We start from the raw sequence: 16,149 nt of genomic DNA on the forward strand, positions 1-16,149 counted from the left end.
CAAAAATTCTCTAGCACTTTTTCACGCATTTACCGGGGCGCAAAGCGCGACGCGCTTTACTGGAAATGCCTTAGGGAGATTTTCGATGTCTTCTGCCGTTCCGCAAGCCCGCAGCATTCTTACCGGTGCGGCCGAAGGCCCCCTGATCGCCACGACGGAAGCGCTGAGTTTCTGGGGCGGTGTCGATCCCGCCACCGGCAGGGTGATCGACGTGCATCACCCGCTGCACGGCGTCAGTCTAACCGGCGGCGTGCTCTTCATGCCGACCAGCCGGGGCTCGTGCACCGGGTCTGGCGTTCTGCTCGACCTTATTCTAACGGGCCGGGCGCCATCCGCTCTCGTTTTCTGCGAGGCGGAGGATGTGCTGACCTTGGGCGCACTTGTCGCGGCGGAAATGTTCGAGCGGGCGCTGCCGGTCGTCCGTCTCGACCCCGAAAGTTTTGCCCGCTTTTCCCGCGCGACCCATGTTCGCATCGATGAAAACAGCATCGAGGCCGATGGCCTTTCGCTTGCCATAGCGCATCCCGCGACTGCCCGTCTCGATCTGACGGGTGACGACCGCGCTATGCTGGAAGGGCGCGACGGCATCGCCGTGCGCCAGGCCATGCGCATCATCGTCGCCATGGCAGCCCAGCAGGGCGCTTCCGCGCTCGTTAATGTCACACAGGGCCATATTGACGGCTGCATCTATGCCAGCCCCGCCAATCTCACTTTCGCGGAAAAAATGGCTGAGATGGGTGGCAAGGTCCGGGTGCCGACGACCATGAACGCCATCTCGGTGGACAAGGCTAACTGGCGGGCACAGGGCGTGCCGGATGATTTCGGCGATCCGGCGGCGAGACTGGCGGATGCTTATGTGCGCATGGGCTGTCGGCCCACCTTCACCTGTTCGCCTTACCTGCTCGACAGCGCGCCGGGCGCGGGTGAATCGATTGCCTGGGCGGAATCGAACGCGGTGATTTTTGCCAATACGGTGCTTGGTGCACGCACTGCCAAACATCCCGATTTCCTCGATCTATGTATCGCGATGACGGGCAGGGCGCCGCTTTCGGGTGTTTACCTGGAGGAAAATCGCCGGCCGCAGCGCATCGTGGACGTGATGCTGCCGCAAGGGATAGACGATGCGTTCTGGCCGCTCGTCGGTTATCTCGCCGGCAAGGCTGCCCCCGATTGCATACCGCTGCTGCGCGGACTTGGGGCTGCGAAACCCTCGCGGGATGATTTGAAAGCGCTCTGCGCTGCCTTCGGCACCACCTCCGCAGCGCCCATGCTGCATATAGAGGGCATTACGCCGGAAGCCGGTATCGCGCCTCTGGAAACGGCCGACACGGTCGGCATTTCGCTTGCCGATATGGCGGCCGGGTGGTCGCTGCTGAACGAGGGACCGGAGGAGGTGCAACTGGTCGCCATCGGTAGTCCCCACGCGTCGCTGGAGGAGTGCCGCGCCCTTGCGGCCGTTTTCAACGGTCGCAAGCGCCATGCGGATGTCGCCGTCATCGTCACAGCCGGCCAGCAGGTCATCGATGCAGCTGCCCACGACGGCACGTTGAAAAGCCTGAAGGATAGCGGTGTACAGGTACTGCCTGACCTCTGCTGGTGTTCTATTTCCGAGCCGGTCTTCCCGACGAAGACGCGCGCCTTGATGACCAATTCCGGCAAATACGCCCATTACGGACCCGGCCTCAGCGGCCGCGCGGTGCGCTTCGGCAGCCTTGCCGATTGCGTCGAGAGCGCGTTGACCGGCCGTGCCGCTTCCCGTCTTCCCGCCTGGCTTTCCTGAGGAGAATTCAATGCGCAGTATTAAGACCGTTCATGTCATTTCCGCCCATGCGGAAGGCGAGGTGGGGGATGTGATTGTCGGTGGCGTCAAGCCGCCACCAGGCGAAACGATCTGGGAACAGAGCCGTTTCATCGCCCGTGATGAGACGCTGCGCAACTTCGTGCTGAATGAGCCGCGCGGCGGCGTATTCCGCCACGTCAATCTGCTGGTGCCGCCGAAACATCCTGATGCGGATGCCGCCTTCATCATCATGGAGCCGGAGGATACGCCGCCCATGTCCGGCTCTAACTCCATCTGCGTGTCCACCGTCCTTCTCGATGGCGGTATCGTGCCGATGCAGGAGCCGGAAACCCATATGCTGCTGGAAGCTCCCGGCGGGCTGGTGAAGGTGCGGGCCGAATGCCGCAACGGCAAGGCCGAGCGTATTTTCGTGCAGAACCTGCCAAGCTTCGCCGCGAAGCTTGATGCCGAACTCGAGGTCGAAGGCCTTGGAAAGCTCAAAGTGGATACGGCCTACGGCGGCGACAGTTTCGTCATCGTCGATGCCGAAGCAATGGGCTTCAGCCTGAAACCGGAAGAGGCGCACGAGATTGCCCGCCTCGGCGTGCGCATCACCAACGCCGCCAACAAGGCTCTGGGTTTCGATCATCCCGAAAACCCGGACTGGCGGCATTTTTCCTTCTGCCTGTTCGCCGGCAAGGTGGAACGCACGGCCGAAGGCCTGCGGGCAGGGGCGGCCGTCGCCATCCAGCCGGGCAAGGTGGACCGCTCCCCCACCGGCACGGCGCTTTCGGCCCGTATGGCCGTGCTGCATGCACGCGGCGAAATGAAGGAAGGGGAAACGCTGACGGCGGTGTCGCTGATCGGCTCGACCTTCACAGGCCGTATCCTCGGGACCACAACAGTCGGCGACCGCCCGGCCATCCTGCCGGAAATATCCGGCCGCGGCTGGATCACCGGAATACACCAGCACATGCTCGATCCGTCGGATCCATGGCCGGAAGGGTATCGGCTGACGGATACCTGGGGTGCGAGGTAAATAAGGGCGTACAGGTCACTCAGATGGCATATTGAGATATGTCGCGGCGCTGCGGCATTTTTCTTCTCCCCGCGGGGGAGAAGGTGGCCCGAAGGGTCGGATGAGGGGGCTACGTTAGCGATATTCGGAGAGCTTGCCCCTCATCCCGCAGCCGCGGACATCTCCCCGGCGGGGAGAAGAAAGAAGCGGTACACGCTCGTTCCAACGAGGCTAAAGCTTCACCGGCCCAACCGCTTCGTCGTCTCCCGCACGATAAGCTGGAAGCCGACATCCACCCGCGCACCCTCGGGAACAGCGGCATCCTTTTCTGCCTCCAATATCGAAAGCAGCAACTCGCCCGCTTTGCGGCCGATCATCTGTGCGTCGACCCGTATCGTTGAAATCGCCGGATAGCATTGTCTGCCAATATCAAAATCACCGAAGCCGAGAATGGAAATCTGGTCTGGTACATGAATGCCGCGGCGATGACATTCCATCAGCGCACCGACAGCGGAAATATCCGACACGGCGAAGATGGCTTCGACATCGGGCGCCTTGGCCAACAGGGAGCCCAGCGTTTTCGCGCCGTGATCGTATGAGACCGGCGCGCTGCCCTCGCGGATGATGAGATCATCGGCGATGCCGGCTTCGCGCAGCGCCGCCCCGAAACCGAGCAGGCGGCTTTCGCCGCGCCAGTCCTTAACGTCGCCATCGGCTCGGGAGCCAAGTGCGCCTATGCGCGTGAATCCAAGCGATATCAGGTGTTTGGCGGCGGTTCTTCCCACTTCGTAATTGGAAAAGCCGACCGCATGGTCGATCGGATGTTCGGGTACGTCCCAGATTTCAACGATCGGGATACCGGCGCGCATCAACACTTCGCTTGCCATCTTGGTATGAACCGTGCCGGCGACGACAATCGCGTCGGGACGGCGCTCCATCATGGTGCGGATGACGCGCTCTTCTTCCTGCAGGTCGTACATGGTGTAACCGATCAGCAATTGGTAATCGGCGGCGCGTAGCGCATTGGCGAGGCCTTGAGCGCTGTCGGCGAAGTTTGAGTTGGTGAGAGTCGGCAGGATGGCGGTGATGAAATTGGTGCGGCGAGAAGAAAGCGAACCGGCGATTCGGTCAGGCACATAACCAAGCTTCTCAATGGCCTTCATCACCCTCTGGCGCGTCTCCTCGGACACCAGAGCGGGATCGGCCAGCACCCGCGAGACGGTCATCTTGGAGACGCCCGCAAGTTTTGAGACGTCGCTCATGGTTGCTTTTTTTGACGTGACTAACGCTGCGGCCAAAGGCGTGCGCTCCACCAAAGCATGTCTCCCCAGTTACAATCCGGCTGAATGAAGACCGGTTCACGACAAGACATACACGAAGATACCAAGGGAAAGCACGCCGTATGATTGCAGATCAATGCGACGTGCACCGGATTTATGCGACGCGGCTATAGACCAGATGGTAGAAACGCCCGTCACACATGCTCATCATCTCATCCGTCAGTACCCGGCCTTCCAGCCGGACCGGAGACACCAGCGCTTCCTCCACGGCCTCCATCGAGGGGTAGTCGATTTCCTGCACCATGATGATCTGGGCCGCGTCCGGGTCCGTGCGCTCCGTACGCATCACTCGCACCGCCTGCGCATTCGGCATGCGCTTCCAGACAGGCAGTAATTTTTCCTCAACGATGCGAAAAAACTCCTCCTCCCGGCCGGGGTGAATCCTGCCTTCGAAAATTGCCGAGCGTGTGTACATGTTTCCTCCCGAAATGAATGCCGACCGAAACAGTTCTGTAGATCGGACTTGCAATGATACCGATAACATGCATTATTGATCCTGCCAAGAACGTGAAGCGGCGTCGAAGAGAGGAAAATCGGTAATCATCCTAACTGATTGAATTTAATAAAAAATTCATCTGGTTTTGTGTTTTCACAGTTTCTTGGGAGGAGTTTTTAGTCAAGCGCCTAGAAATGTTATCGAGAACATTTTTCGGTTTGCGAAGGCCGCTGTTCTGCATTGGGCAGCTACTATTTGGGTTGGAGGAGAAACCATGAGCATATCCAGATTTCTGAAAAACATGACCGTTGCCGTCGGTGTTGCCGCAGCTTCGCTTGCGGCTACAACGTCCGCCCATGCCGTCTCGCTCAGCGAGATCACGGCGCGCGGCAAGGTCAAGATCGGTGTTCTCACGGGCGCGCCGCCGATGGGCATGGTGGATGAGAAGGGCAACCCTTCCGGTTATGACGTCGATGTCGCCAATCTCATCGGTTCCTACCTGTCGCTGCCGGTGGAGCTGGTGCCGCTGACGCCTCCAGCGCGTATTCCGGCCCTTCAGACCGGCAAGGTCGATTTCCTCGTCGCGACGCTTGCGCCGACCGGCGAACGCGCCAAGACTGTGATGTTCACGCAGCCATACAGCGCCTTCAACATGGATATCATCTCCGGCAAGGACCAGAAATTCGAAAATCTCGACAGCCTCAAGGGCAAGCGCGTGTCGGTCAACCGCGGTTCCTCGCAGGAAACCGCGCTGCGCAAGGCCAATGTCGAAGGTCTCGAAATCGTCGTTTACGAAGACGATTCCACCAGCGCCCAGGCTTTGCTCGCGGGTCAGGTGGATGCCGTCGCCCTGCCGTCCACGGTTGGTGAAGCAATCATCAAGCAGCGCCCGGAAGCCGGTCTCCAGGTCGGGTTCACCTTCTTCCAGCAGGGCAATTCCATGGCGACCAAGCTTGAGGATTTCGAGCTGCGCCAGTGGCTGAACACCTCCATTTACCTGATGAAGATGTCCGGCGATCTCGACCGCATCTCGGTGAAATGGACCGGTCGCCCGCTGCCGCAATTGCCAAGCTTCTGATTGAGCCTTTCAACGCGCCCGCCGGGAATACGTTCGGCGGGCCGGGAAATGTCAACGGAGTGACGCATGTCCTATACATTCCAATTCGGCGCGCTCGCCCAATATCAGAATGAAATTCTGAACGGTATATGGCTGACGATCAAACTGTCGGTCTTCTCCATCGTGCTTGGTTGCGCTTTCGGCATTCTTCTCGCCTCATTGCGCTCCATCAATGGTGGCATCGTCCGCATCATCGTGGATGCTTATGTCGAAGTCATCCGCAACACGCCGTTCCTGGTGCAGCTGTTCATCGTCTATTTCGGCTTGCCGGGTCTCGGCTTCAGGGTAGGGGCGGATACGGCGGCGCTGATCGGCATGACGATCAATCTTGCCGCCTATTCGACGGAGATCATCCGCGCCGGCATCGAGGCGGTGCACAAGTCGCAGATCGAGGCGGGTGAGGCTCTGGGCTTCACCAAGTACCAGATTTATCGTCACGTCATTATCGTGCCCGCCATTGCCAAGGTCTATCCATCGCTCTGCAGCCAGTTCGTGCTGATGATGCTGGCATCGAGCATATGCTCGGCCATCTCCACCCATGAGCTTGCCGCCGCTGCAGCCTTCGTGGAATCGCAGACCTATCGCTCCTTCGAGGTCTACATCGTCGTCACGCTCATCTATCTGGCGCTGGCGCTCAGCCTGCGGCTCATCCTTGCCCTTGTCGGCATGTGGCTGTTCGGTCGCCGCGTGGCCCGCAAGACGATGACCGCTTTGCCGGAGGTGCAGTCATGACCCTTAGAACTTTCGGCTGGAACGAATTCGGCTTCCTGCTGACAGCCCTGCAATGGACCGTGCTTCTGACGATCATTGCGCTAATCGGCGGCGGTATCGTTGGCTTCTTCGTGGCGCTCGCCCGCACCTCGAATTTCAAGGCGCTGCGCATTGCCGCCGGCACCTACATTCAGGTGATCCAGGGCATTCCGGTGCTGATGATCCTGTTCCTGTCCTATTATGGCCTCAGCCTTGCCGGGCTGGAACTGCCGCCGCTTTTTGCCGCCGGCGCGTCGATGACCATCTATACGTCAGGTTATCTCGCGGAAATCTGGCGCGGCTGCATCCAGGCGGTGCCGAAGCAGCAATGGGAAGCGTCGGAATCGCTCGCTCTCACCCGCGCCCAGCAATATCGCTACGTCATCCTGCCGCAGGCGATCCGAATTTCGCTACCGCCGACCGTCGGTTTTGCCGTCCAGGTCGTCAAGAACACGTCCATCGCATCGATCATCGGTTTCGTCGAACTGGCGAGAGCGGGGCAGCTCATCAACAATGCCACGTTCCAGCCGTTCCGCGTCTTCGTGGCGGTGGCCGTACTTTATTTCATCGTCTGCTACCCGTTATCCCAGCTGTCGCGTTGGCTGGAAAGGAGGCTTCATGCCGGAAGTAATCGTTGAAAACGTTCACAAGAGCTTTGGCGCTCTGGAAGTCCTCAAAGGCGTGTCGCTGACGGTCGGCCGTGGTGAAGTGTTCGCCCTCATCGGCCGCTCGGGCTCGGGCAAGAGCACGCTGCTGCGCTGCATGAACGGGCTGGAAAAGATCAATTCCGGGCGCATCGAAATCGCCGGTCATGCGATTGGCGAAGATGCCAAGGCCCTGCGGAAGCTGCGCACCGATGTCGGCATCGTGTTCCAGAGCTATAATCTGTTCCCGCACCTGACGGTGGGTGAAAACATCATGCTTGCGCCGCGCATCGTCAAGGACGTGGCAAAATCGGAAACCAAGGATATCGCCCGTGAGGTTCTGCAGCTCGTCGGTCTTTCGGAGAAATTCGATTCCTATCCGGACCAGCTGTCCGGCGGCCAGCAGCAGCGTGTGGCGATTGCGCGCTCGCTTGCCATGCGGCCGAAGGTAATGCTGTTCGACGAGGTGACGTCTGCGCTCGATCCGGAACTCACCGAAGAAGTGCTGACTGTCATGGAAAACCTCGCCAGAGACGGCATGACCATGATCCTCGTGACGCATGAGATGGCCTTTGCGCGGCGCGTGGCGACCGAAACGATCTTCATGCACAAGGGCAAGATCTGGGAGCAGGGTCGCTCGTCCGAACTCTTCGCCAATCCGCAAACGCCGGAACTCCGGCAATTCGTCAAGGCCGATGTGAAGTAGTTCACCGGCACAAAGGAAAATCCATGACCACTGAAATCGTGCAGCTGTGCCCGCTCATCCCGGCACTGGAGGAAGAACTTGCGCAGCGCTTCACCGTGCATCGCCTGTTCGAAGTGTCAGACAGGGCCGCTTTCCTTGCTGAAAAAGGCGGCGCGATCCGCGGCGTCGTCACCGGCGGTCATATCGGCCTGCCGGCGGATATTGGTGCAGCGTTACCAAAACTTGAAATCGTTGCCATCAACGGCGTCGGCTTCGACAAGGTCGATCTGGCTGAAGCGAAGCGGCGCGGCTTTCGTGTTTCCAATACGCCTGACGTGTTGACGGCCGATGTCGCGGATCTTGCTCTGGGCCTTATTCTGGCGCAGGCACGCAGGCTGCCGCAGGCAGACCAATATGTCCGCACCGGGCAATGGCTGAAGGGCGACATGGGCCTTTCCACCCGCGTGGCCGGTCGTCGCTATGGCATATTCGGTTTCGGCCGCATCGGTCAGGCGATTGCCAGGAGGCTCGAAGGTTTCGATGCGCATATCTCCTACACCGCGAGAAATCGTCGCGATGTCGCCTATGATTATTATGACAGCATCGAAGCTCTGGCCGCTAATTGTGACGTGCTGATCATCGCCGCAGCGGCCACCGCCGAAACGCGTCACATCGTCAGTGCCGAGGTTCTGAACGCGCTTGGCCCGCAGGGTGTGCTTGTCAACGTGGCTCGCGGCTCGTTGGTGGATGAGAAGGCGCTCATTGAGGCACTTTCGAATAGCGTGATCGCAGGTGCTGCGCTTGATGTCTTCGAGGATGAACCGCGTGTGCCGGATGCGCTGTTTGCTTTCGAAACCGTCACGCTCGCCCCACATATCGGGAGCGGCACGCATCAGACGCGACGGGCCATGGCAGACCTTGTTCTTGCCAATCTCGATGCGCATTTTGCCGGCAGGGAGCTGCCGACGCCGGTGGTGTGACGGGGCCTTGCTGGATGCCAGCATTCTGGCGGCGCGGCTTCTATCCGCGCCGTTTTCCCTGAGACAGGCGCTATTTCATCGCCGCAAGCGTACAGACGGCCACCGGCCACCCTATCTCCGCCCCTCGTTCATATTTATATAATATGTATAATCCTACTATTCTGCTCTCTTATAAAGTGATGAGGCGGATACGTGCGTTCCAAGGGCCCGAAGACACCCGTGCAGAACCGGATATCGCGAAAAAAGCGCGAAACAGGGCCATCTGCCTCTACCTCAACAGATGAAAATAGTAATCCCTCCGACCGGCATGTGTTGTTGGAAGCGATGATCGACCACGTGCCGGATTTTATCTATGCCAAGGATCTGGAAGGTCGTTTCCTGTTTGCGAACCGCGCAATCGTCAAGGAAAATGGTTTTGACACGGTGGAGGAGCTGATTGGCCTCACCGATTACGATATTCACGGCGAAGCAGCACGGCGGGCGGGCATTCCCGACACCGAGGCACGGGTGATGCGCACGGGAGAACCGGATCTCGGTTACGAAGAGCGGGCCATGCGTGGCGATATCGACCGCTGGCTGATGATGTCGCGCGTGCCGCTGCGGGACAAGTCCGGCAACATCATCGGGGTGGTCGGCGCTTCTAGGGACATAACCCAGAAAAAGGCTTCCGAAAGGTTGCTGCAGACGCAGGCGCGCATTCTCGAAATGATTGTCGCGGCGGCGCGTATCGAGGATTTCCTAGAGGAATTCGTCAAGGCGATTGAAAATCTCGCTACGGGGCTTGCCTGTGCCGTACGGGTGTTCGACGCCGCTACGGGTGAACCTTCGGTTTATGCATCGCCGGCACTCGCTCCGCATGCGGGGCTGACGGCGCTGATTTCCTCGGTCAGCGATCCTGACAGCCTTATTTCCCCTGCCGATACCACGGCCTTCAGCTTCGATATCCCCGCCAGCGACGGCAAGGCGCACGGTTTTGTCTGGTGCATGCTCGCGGCCCGCCAGCCAGATCCGGCACTGGTGGAATTTATCGGTGCGGCTGCACGCATGGCGGGGCTCGCGATCGACCGCAAACGTGCTGCCGAACATATCGCCTTTCTGGCCGATCACGACATGCTGACCCAGCTCCCCAATCGCCGTTTTCTCGATACACGGCTGCCGGAAGTTCTGGCGGCCGCGGCAAAAGCCAGGCGGACGATCGCCGTCTGCTTTCTCGACCTCGACAATTTCAAGCAGATCAACGACACGCTGGGCCACAGCGTCGGCGATGCGCTGCTTTCGAAGACGGCCGCGCGCATTGCAGGGAGCCTTGGTCGAAACGATCTCGTGTTGCGGGTGGGCGGGGATGAGTTCGTCGTCATTCTGGAGAAACAACGGGACGGTTTCGAAACCCGGCTTCAGGGCATCCAGGCTGCGGTCTCACAGCCGCTGCGCATCGGCAGTTATGATATCAAGGCGACATCCAGCATCGGCGTGGCATTCTTTCCGGAACATGGGGAAACCACGGCGGAGATCGTCGCCGCTGCCGATCTTGCCATGTATCAGGCGAAACATAATGGTCGGGACGGTATCGCCACCTTCTCGCCCCGCATGGCAGACGACCTGAGAAAGAAGGTCACGCGTATCGAGGAATTGCGCAGGGCCGTGGAACGGGATGAATTCATCCTGCATTTCCAGCCGCAGGTCGATCTACTTACCGGCGGAATCAGTGGGGTGGAGGCGCTGGTGCGCTGGCAGCACCCGGCGGAGGGACTGCTTGGGCCTGCGGAATTCATCGGCCTTGCGGAAGAAACCGGCCTCATCGTGGAGCTTGGGGAGAGCATTCTGAAAAAAGCGTGCCGTCAGGCGCGAGACTGGATGGCTGCTGGATTGTCGCCTCTCAAAATGGCAGTCAATATCTCCCCCCGGCAGTTCCAGGCCGGTTTGGCGGACCAGATCAGTTCGGTGCTGAAGGAAACCGGCCTTGCACCTTCGCTGCTGGAAATCGAGATTACCGAGACGCTCATCATTCAGGATGTCGACACGTCAGTGCGCATCATGCGCGCCATCAAGCAGATGGGCGTCAGCCTGGCACTGGATGACTTCGGCATCGGCTATTCCTGTCTTGGCATGCTCAAGACATTCCCTCTCTCATGCATGAAGATCGACCGCTCGTTCCTCACGCATCTGCCGGCAAAAACCAAAGACAGCGCCATTGTTTCGATCATGATCCAGCTTGCCGGTTCACTGGGCATCGATGTCATTGCCGAAGGCGTGGAAACGGCCGAGCAGGCTGACTTTCTGCGCGCTGCCGGTTGTCCCTACGGGCAAGGTTACTATTTCGGCCGCCCCGTGGCGGCTGGCGAGATCGAGGGCATGCTGAAGGCGATGCCCACATTTGCAACCGGTTCTTCCAGCCAACCGCTGTAATCGCCGATCCACCGCCCGCTGCGTCATCCGAACGGAATTGAAGCACCCCGCGCGAGTTTCGGGTCGGGTATCGCCGCCTTGCGCACTCACTGCACCAGCCTCGGCTATTGTCACATCACCGTTGTTATTCAAGGTGAGCTGTTGGGCTCCTGCCGCAGCAATATTGTTACTACTCTCGTCATATTAGAATATTATCGTAAATTAAATATCCAATAAATCTTATTTTCCCAATGTACATAAGCGTATTTTTATATTTTAAACTTTATATTTGTTGTAATTTTACTACGCAGTGTGATTGCGTCATCGTGTTGTATTTTAAATCCGGAGATTTGAATTGCGACTCCCCCGCGATTTCTGTCATTTGCTGATCAGCGCAGGGAAGCGGGCGGCAGGGAAAAGACCAGCCCACAAATTTGCGCATTCGTTGAAAAATTTTTGACTGGAGATTACAAATGAACATCAAGAGCCTTTTGATCGGCTCCGCTGCGGCTCTCGCAGCAGTATCCGGCGCACAGGCCGCTGACGCCATCGTCGCCGCTGAGCCCGAGCCCATGGAATATGTTCGCGTCTGCGATGCTTTTGGCACCGGCTTCTTTTACATCCCCGGCACCGAAACCTGCCTGAAGTTCGACGGTTACGTTCGTTTCCAGACGGACTTCGGTCGCAACCAGTCCGGTACATCTGACTGGGACTCTTTCACCCGCGCCCAGTTCAACATTGACACCCGCACCGACACCGAACTCGGCGCCCTGCGTGGCTACATCGGTCTGCGCGGTCAGGCCGACAACGATACTGACCGCAACTTCGTTCTTGATCAGGCTTTCATCGAACTCAGCGGCCTGAAAGTCGGTTTCTACTACAACTGGTGGGACGACGGTCTCTCCGGTGAGTATGACCAGCTCAGCTCCAACCGCACCCGTCTGAACGCTATCCGTTACACCTACGACGCCGGCTCATTCTACGTCGGTGCCGCTGTTGAAGAGCTCGAAGGTTCGCGTAAGGGCACTTCCGAACTCGGCGTTACGACGGGCGGCAAGTTCCAGACCAGCACGAACGATGTTGGCATCAGCGCCATCATCGGCGCAAAGATCGGCGGCGTTAAGGCCAACCTGCTTGGCGGTTACGACACGAACCAGGAAAACGGTGCAATCCGTGCGATCATCACGGCTGACATCGGTCCGGGCACGCTCGGCATCTCCGGTGCTTGGGCTTCCGGCGCCAACTACTACTACGAAGAGTCCGAGTGGACTGTTGCTGCTGAATACGCCATCAAGGCAACTGACAAGCTGACCATCACCCCTGGCTTCCAGTATTTCGGCACGATCGACATCGGCGCTAACAACGACTTCGTTGGCAGCCGCGATGCGTGGCGCGCTGGCGTCGCTGCTGGTTACAAGATCACCTCTGGTCTCTCCACCAAGGTTGCGGTCACCTATCAGGATGTGGATGGCAAGAAGGGCGTAAACGGTGGTGGCGACAGCTGGACCGGTTTCGTTCGTCTCGAGCGTTCGTTCTAACAGAGCCTGACAAACAGCATAACCGGGTTAGACAACTCAGATCCACCCCGTTTCTTCAACGGGTGAGTGCTAGCTCCAGTCAAAGTTCCTGACATGATGTCAGGTTTGCTCCCCGGCCCTCTCCTGGCCGGGGAGTCTTTGTCGTGATCTTGGCAAGAAGTGCCAGGGGACCTTGCCGACCCCAGTCGATTAGTGATCCCGAGTCGATTTGTGATCCTGAACAGGCCCTTGGTCGGCGGCGCGGAATCTCGCATCCGCCGGCGGACGGGGAGGGAGCACGGGTTCGTCGAACGTGCGCAGCAGGCAGCCCCAGCCCGGATCGTGCATGTGTGCTTTCAGACCCGCCCGTTCTGCCAGTGCCATAGCTTCCTGTTGGCCGAAGGAAATGGCGGCGTCTACATCTGATGTCAGTACCCGGCCATTTTCCATCAGCAATTTACCGTCCACGAAGACGGTATCGACATCGCTGCCAAGAACCTGATGGACCAGACGGTGGACCGGCATCCACATGGGCATGAGATGCGGCTTCCGCATGTCGATGATGACGACGTCAGCCTTCTTGCCGCTCTCGAGCGAACCGATCTCGTCCTCCATGCCGATAGCGTGCGCGGCATCGATCGTGATCATCTCTAAGATCTTGCCCGGCGGAAGCAGGTAGCGGTCGTGATTGTGCAGGAGATGTTGCGTAAATTGCGCGAGGCGCGCCGTCTGCAACATGTCGAAATGGCGGCTTGGAGCTGCGCCATCGGTGGTGATGGCGACACGAATCCCTTTTGACATCATTTCCATGATGGGAGTTGCGCGGCCCGGCGGCGCATGGGTCACGCGTGTGCCGGTCTCGGCCAGTATGTCTATTTCGTCGTGGGAGATACCCCAGCAATGCTGAAGGTGAATGTCAGGGCCAAGCAGGGCATTTTCCTTGTCCTGAAACGCCATGCGGATTTGCCCGGCAAAGGCGTCGGAATGAAGCCTGACACCGGTCTTGCGCGCCATCTCGCGTATCCGGCGGGCCTGCATTCTGTCACCCTCTGTCAGTTTCACTGCCTGGTCCGGCGTAGATGCATTGGAGGGTTCGACCGACGGTGCGATGGTGAAAGGCGTCAGGAAAACGCTGATGCGGCCATCGGCGCTGCCGTGCAATGCTTCGATCACCGCTTCGCTGCCATCCATCATCTCGTCGAAGCTAACGTCGCGACGTTCCGGTAGACCGCTCTCCCACCGTGTGACCGGATGAGGCCATGGGAGGCCTGACGGCCCGACGCAGATGATTTCGCGAAGGCCGAGTTCGCTATAGGCGCGAGCGTGGTTGGTGGCGAAGACGGGGTCATCCGCGCGTGGCATCGAAGTGATGATGCTGGCCCCGGTCGTCACCCCGGCGCGCAGCCGTTCAACGCCGGAAATCAGCCCGTCGGCATACCAGTAGTCGCGGGTGACGTAGTGGTAATAGGTCGGCGTGATGATTTTCATCCACATCGCATTGGTGTCCGCTGCGATGCTGCGAAGAAGGGCGTGGCCCGCGTGGCCATGGGCATCGATCAGGCCAGGAATGAGAAGCTTTCCCCTGCAGTCGATAACCACCTTATCACTGTGGCGGGGGTCAAGTTCATCCACAGTGCCGATGTCGACAATCCTGTCGCCTTCTATCGCCAGTGCCCCGTTCTCAATAATACGCCGCTCCTTGTCGACCGTAACGATCGTTCCGTGCCGCAGCAGAAAGCCTGTCATATTCTCTCCTCTCTCGCTTAAACTCGTATTCAAAAACTTGCGATTTTGAGTACGATAATTGTCAACAATATTATTGACAATAAGCCTCGGCGAAACAATACTCCTTCTGCCTGACCGGACCCGTGCCGGTTTCCAACGATCAATAAAAAGGGGGGATCAAATGTCCCGTATCAGAAGTTTTGTCCTGGCGGCCATGGCTGCTGCCGCCATTGCCGTTCCCGCCAGCGCGGAGACCCTTCGCTGGGGTGGTCGCGCCGATCTCTATTCGCTCGATCCCTATTCGGTTCCGTCCACATCCAACCTCGCTTTTCTCAATCATATCTACGAGGGTCTCGTCCGCTACGGACCGGACTTCCAGATCGAGCCGGCACTCGCCACCGAGTGGAAGCTGATTGATGGAAAGACCTGGCGCTTTACCCTTCGCAAGGGCGTGAAATTTCATGACGGTGCAGACTTCACCGCCGATGATGTCGTCGCATCCTTCACGCGCGCGTCGGACGCGACGTCGCCGCTGCGGGGCAATATCCCGATTTACGCTGGCGTCAAAAAAGTTGACGACTACACGGTGGACCTCGATGTCAACGCGCCGACTTCTCTCTTTCTGAACGACATAACCAATATCTTCATTTTTAACGCCAAGTGGTTGAAAGATAACAATAGCGAGAAGCCTACCGACTTCGCGTCGAAGGTCGATGGCTACACCACCATGCACACCAATGGCACAGGCCCGTTCAAGCTCGAAAGCCGCGTTCCCGACAGCAAGACTGTTCTCGTTGCCAATGAAGGCTGGTGGGACCAGAAGAAGCACAATCTCGACCGCATCGAATTCGTGCCGATCGCATCTGCGGCAACACGCGTCGCGGCACTGCTGTCAGGTGAAATCGACCTGATCGACTCCGCCCCGATCCAGGATTTGCCGCGTCTGGAATCCTCGCCCAATATCACGGTCAAGAAGCGCACCGAGCTTCGCACGCTTTTCATTGGCTTCAACCGCCGCGAAAAACTGGAAAACGGCCAGCCGAACCCCTTTAATGATCTGCGCGTTCGTCAGGCCTTCGAAGCCTCCATCGATCGTGACCTGATCAACAAAAAAGTCATGCGTGGTCTTGCAAGACCGTCCGGCTCGCTGATCGCACCTGAGATCGCTGGTTATGCCAAATCGCTGGACACGTTCGAGCCGGCCGATCCGGCCAAGGCGCAGAAGCTGCTTGCCGATGCGGGCATGAAGAACCTTGCCTTCACCTATACCTGCATGAATGACGAGAGCGTCAACGAAGAGGATATCTGCTCGGGCGTTGCCAACATGTTGAAGCGCGGCGGTTTCCAGCCGACCATCGATATTGCGCCACGTTCCGTGCAGTCACCCAAGCGCAATGGCGGCAAGGCTGACGTCTTTAACCTCAGCTGGGCAAACGAGCCGACTCTTGACGCCTTCTCGATGCTGTCGCAGATCCTCTCGACCCGCAAGGGCGCGATGGGCGTCTCCAACTATGGCGGCTGGTCCAATCCCGAGATCGACAAGCTCGTTGCGCAGGCGGCGCAGGAGCAGGACAATACGAAGCGTCTGGCGCTCGAAGAAGCTGCCCTGAAAATCGCCAAGGACGAGACCATGCTCGTTCCCCTGCATCAGCAGCCGATTGCGTGGGCTATGCTGGCCAAGGTCAAAAGCGTCGACTTCCGCGCTGACAACAAGCCACGCCATTGGCTGACCCAGCTCGACAAATAAGACAGACAGCAAGCGAGGCGCCGGT

13 protein-coding genes are annotated in these 16,149 nt (G+C 58.8%); 10 read left to right on the top strand and 3 right to left on the bottom strand.

Annotated elements, in window-relative coordinates; all coding sequences use genetic code 11:
* Positions 1 to 85: 85 nt before the first annotated feature.
* Together lhpI and HQN82_RS22395 are read left to right on the top strand one after the other, a co-directional pair.
* Positions 86 to 1,780, top strand: a complete 1,695-nt coding sequence (lhpI, locus tag HQN82_RS22390; protein ID WP_022563851.1) for a cis-3-hydroxy-L-proline dehydratase — start codon at positions 86 to 88, stop codon at positions 1,778 to 1,780.
* 10 nt (positions 1,781 to 1,790) lie between these two features.
* Complete coding sequence (locus HQN82_RS22395; RefSeq protein ID WP_006700304.1) at positions 1,791 to 2,819, top strand: trans-3-hydroxy-L-proline dehydratase; 1,029 nt, start codon at positions 1,791 to 1,793, stop codon at positions 2,817 to 2,819.
* A gap of 218 nt (positions 2,820 to 3,037) precedes the next feature.
* On the opposite strand, the gene HQN82_RS22400 is transcribed toward HQN82_RS22395, so the two are convergent.
* Positions 3,038 to 4,060 carry a LacI family DNA-binding transcriptional regulator gene (locus HQN82_RS22400; protein ID WP_045533949.1) on the bottom strand — a complete coding sequence of 341 codons (1,023 nt, stop codon included), beginning with the start codon at positions 4,058 to 4,060 and terminating at the stop codon, positions 3,038 to 3,040.
* Positions 4,061 to 4,232: 172 nt separating this feature from the next.
* Entirely contained in the window at positions 4,233 to 4,553 is a 321-nt protein-coding gene (locus tag HQN82_RS22405) for a hypothetical protein (protein WP_022563853.1), read from the bottom strand.
* A 295-nt stretch (positions 4,554 to 4,848) separates the two neighbouring features.
* Here HQN82_RS22405 and HQN82_RS22410 point away from each other — a divergent pair, with 295 nt between their 5' ends.
* The 7 genes from HQN82_RS22410 (at position 4,849) to HQN82_RS22440 (ending at position 12,673) form a co-directional block, all read left to right on the top strand.
* A complete protein-coding gene (locus tag HQN82_RS22410; RefSeq protein ID WP_004444612.1) occupies positions 4,849 to 5,652 on the top strand; it encodes a transporter substrate-binding domain-containing protein in 804 nt (267 codons plus the stop codon).
* A gap of 66 nt (positions 5,653 to 5,718) precedes the next feature.
* Positions 5,719 to 6,423 (top strand): amino acid ABC transporter permease, encoded by a 705-nt coding sequence (locus tag HQN82_RS22415; RefSeq protein WP_022563855.1) that lies wholly within the window; start codon positions 5,719 to 5,721, stop codon positions 6,421 to 6,423.
* Positions 6,420 to 7,079, top strand: a complete 660-nt coding sequence (locus HQN82_RS22420) for an amino acid ABC transporter permease (protein WP_003521700.1) — start codon at positions 6,420 to 6,422, stop codon at positions 7,077 to 7,079. The genes HQN82_RS22415 and HQN82_RS22420 overlap by 4 nt, the downstream gene beginning before the upstream one ends.
* Positions 7,060 to 7,791, top strand: a complete 732-nt coding sequence (locus HQN82_RS22425; protein WP_004444596.1) for an amino acid ABC transporter ATP-binding protein — start codon at positions 7,060 to 7,062, stop codon at positions 7,789 to 7,791. The genes HQN82_RS22420 and HQN82_RS22425 overlap by 20 nt, the downstream gene beginning before the upstream one ends.
* A 23-nt stretch (positions 7,792 to 7,814) precedes the next feature.
* Positions 7,815 to 8,750 carry a 2-hydroxyacid dehydrogenase gene (locus HQN82_RS22430; protein ID WP_022563857.1) on the top strand — a complete coding sequence of 312 codons (936 nt, stop codon included), beginning with the start codon at positions 7,815 to 7,817 and terminating at the stop codon, positions 8,748 to 8,750.
* Positions 8,751 to 8,981: 231 nt separating this feature from the next.
* Positions 8,982 to 11,156 carry a putative bifunctional diguanylate cyclase/phosphodiesterase gene (locus tag HQN82_RS22435; protein WP_048902991.1) on the top strand — a complete coding sequence of 725 codons (2,175 nt, stop codon included), beginning with the start codon at positions 8,982 to 8,984 and terminating at the stop codon, positions 11,154 to 11,156.
* Positions 11,157 to 11,608: 452 nt separating this feature from the next.
* Complete coding sequence (locus HQN82_RS22440; RefSeq protein ID WP_173615959.1) at positions 11,609 to 12,673, top strand: porin; 1,065 nt, start codon at positions 11,609 to 11,611, stop codon at positions 12,671 to 12,673.
* A 189-nt stretch (positions 12,674 to 12,862) separates the two neighbouring features.
* Here the strand turns inward: HQN82_RS22440 and HQN82_RS22445 are convergent, their stop codons facing one another.
* The gene (locus HQN82_RS22445; protein WP_173615960.1) at positions 12,863 to 14,398 is read right to left on the bottom strand and encodes an amidohydrolase family protein; all 1,536 of its coding nucleotides are present in this window, start codon (positions 14,396 to 14,398) and stop codon (positions 12,863 to 12,865) included.
* 160 nt (positions 14,399 to 14,558) lie between these two features.
* On the opposite strand from HQN82_RS22445, the gene HQN82_RS22450 reads away from it, so the two are divergent.
* Entirely contained in the window at positions 14,559 to 16,124 is a 1,566-nt protein-coding gene (locus HQN82_RS22450; protein ID WP_006700310.1) for an ABC transporter substrate-binding protein, read from the top strand.
* Positions 16,125 to 16,149 lie beyond the last annotated feature (25 nt).

The sequence above is a fragment of the Agrobacterium pusense genome, assembly GCF_013285525.1.
Classification (GTDB): domain Bacteria; phylum Pseudomonadota; class Alphaproteobacteria; order Rhizobiales; family Rhizobiaceae; genus Agrobacterium; species Agrobacterium pusense.

Coding starts and splice junctions, on each gene's coding strand:
- lhpI (WP_022563851.1), top strand. CDS start 86: ATGTCTTCTGCCGTTCCGCAAGCCCGCAGCATTCTTACCGGTGCGGCC.
- HQN82_RS22395 (WP_006700304.1), top strand. CDS start 1,791: ATGCGCAGTATTAAGACCGTTCATGTCATTTCCGCCCATGCGGAAGGC.
- HQN82_RS22400 (WP_045533949.1), bottom strand. CDS start 4,060: ATGAGCGACGTCTCAAAACTTGCGGGCGTCTCCAAGATGACCGTCTCG.
- HQN82_RS22405 (WP_022563853.1), bottom strand. CDS start 4,553: ATGTACACACGCTCGGCAATTTTCGAAGGCAGGATTCACCCCGGCCGG.
- HQN82_RS22410 (WP_004444612.1), top strand. CDS start 4,849: ATGAGCATATCCAGATTTCTGAAAAACATGACCGTTGCCGTCGGTGTT.
- HQN82_RS22415 (WP_022563855.1), top strand. CDS start 5,719: ATGTCCTATACATTCCAATTCGGCGCGCTCGCCCAATATCAGAATGAA.
- HQN82_RS22420 (WP_003521700.1), top strand. CDS start 6,420: ATGACCCTTAGAACTTTCGGCTGGAACGAATTCGGCTTCCTGCTGACA.
- HQN82_RS22425 (WP_004444596.1), top strand. CDS start 7,060: ATGCCGGAAGTAATCGTTGAAAACGTTCACAAGAGCTTTGGCGCTCTG.
- HQN82_RS22430 (WP_022563857.1), top strand. CDS start 7,815: ATGACCACTGAAATCGTGCAGCTGTGCCCGCTCATCCCGGCACTGGAG.
- HQN82_RS22440 (WP_173615959.1), top strand. CDS start 11,609: ATGAACATCAAGAGCCTTTTGATCGGCTCCGCTGCGGCTCTCGCAGCA.
- HQN82_RS22445 (WP_173615960.1), bottom strand. CDS start 14,398: ATGACAGGCTTTCTGCTGCGGCACGGAACGATCGTTACGGTCGACAAG.
- HQN82_RS22450 (WP_006700310.1), top strand. CDS start 14,559: ATGTCCCGTATCAGAAGTTTTGTCCTGGCGGCCATGGCTGCTGCCGCC.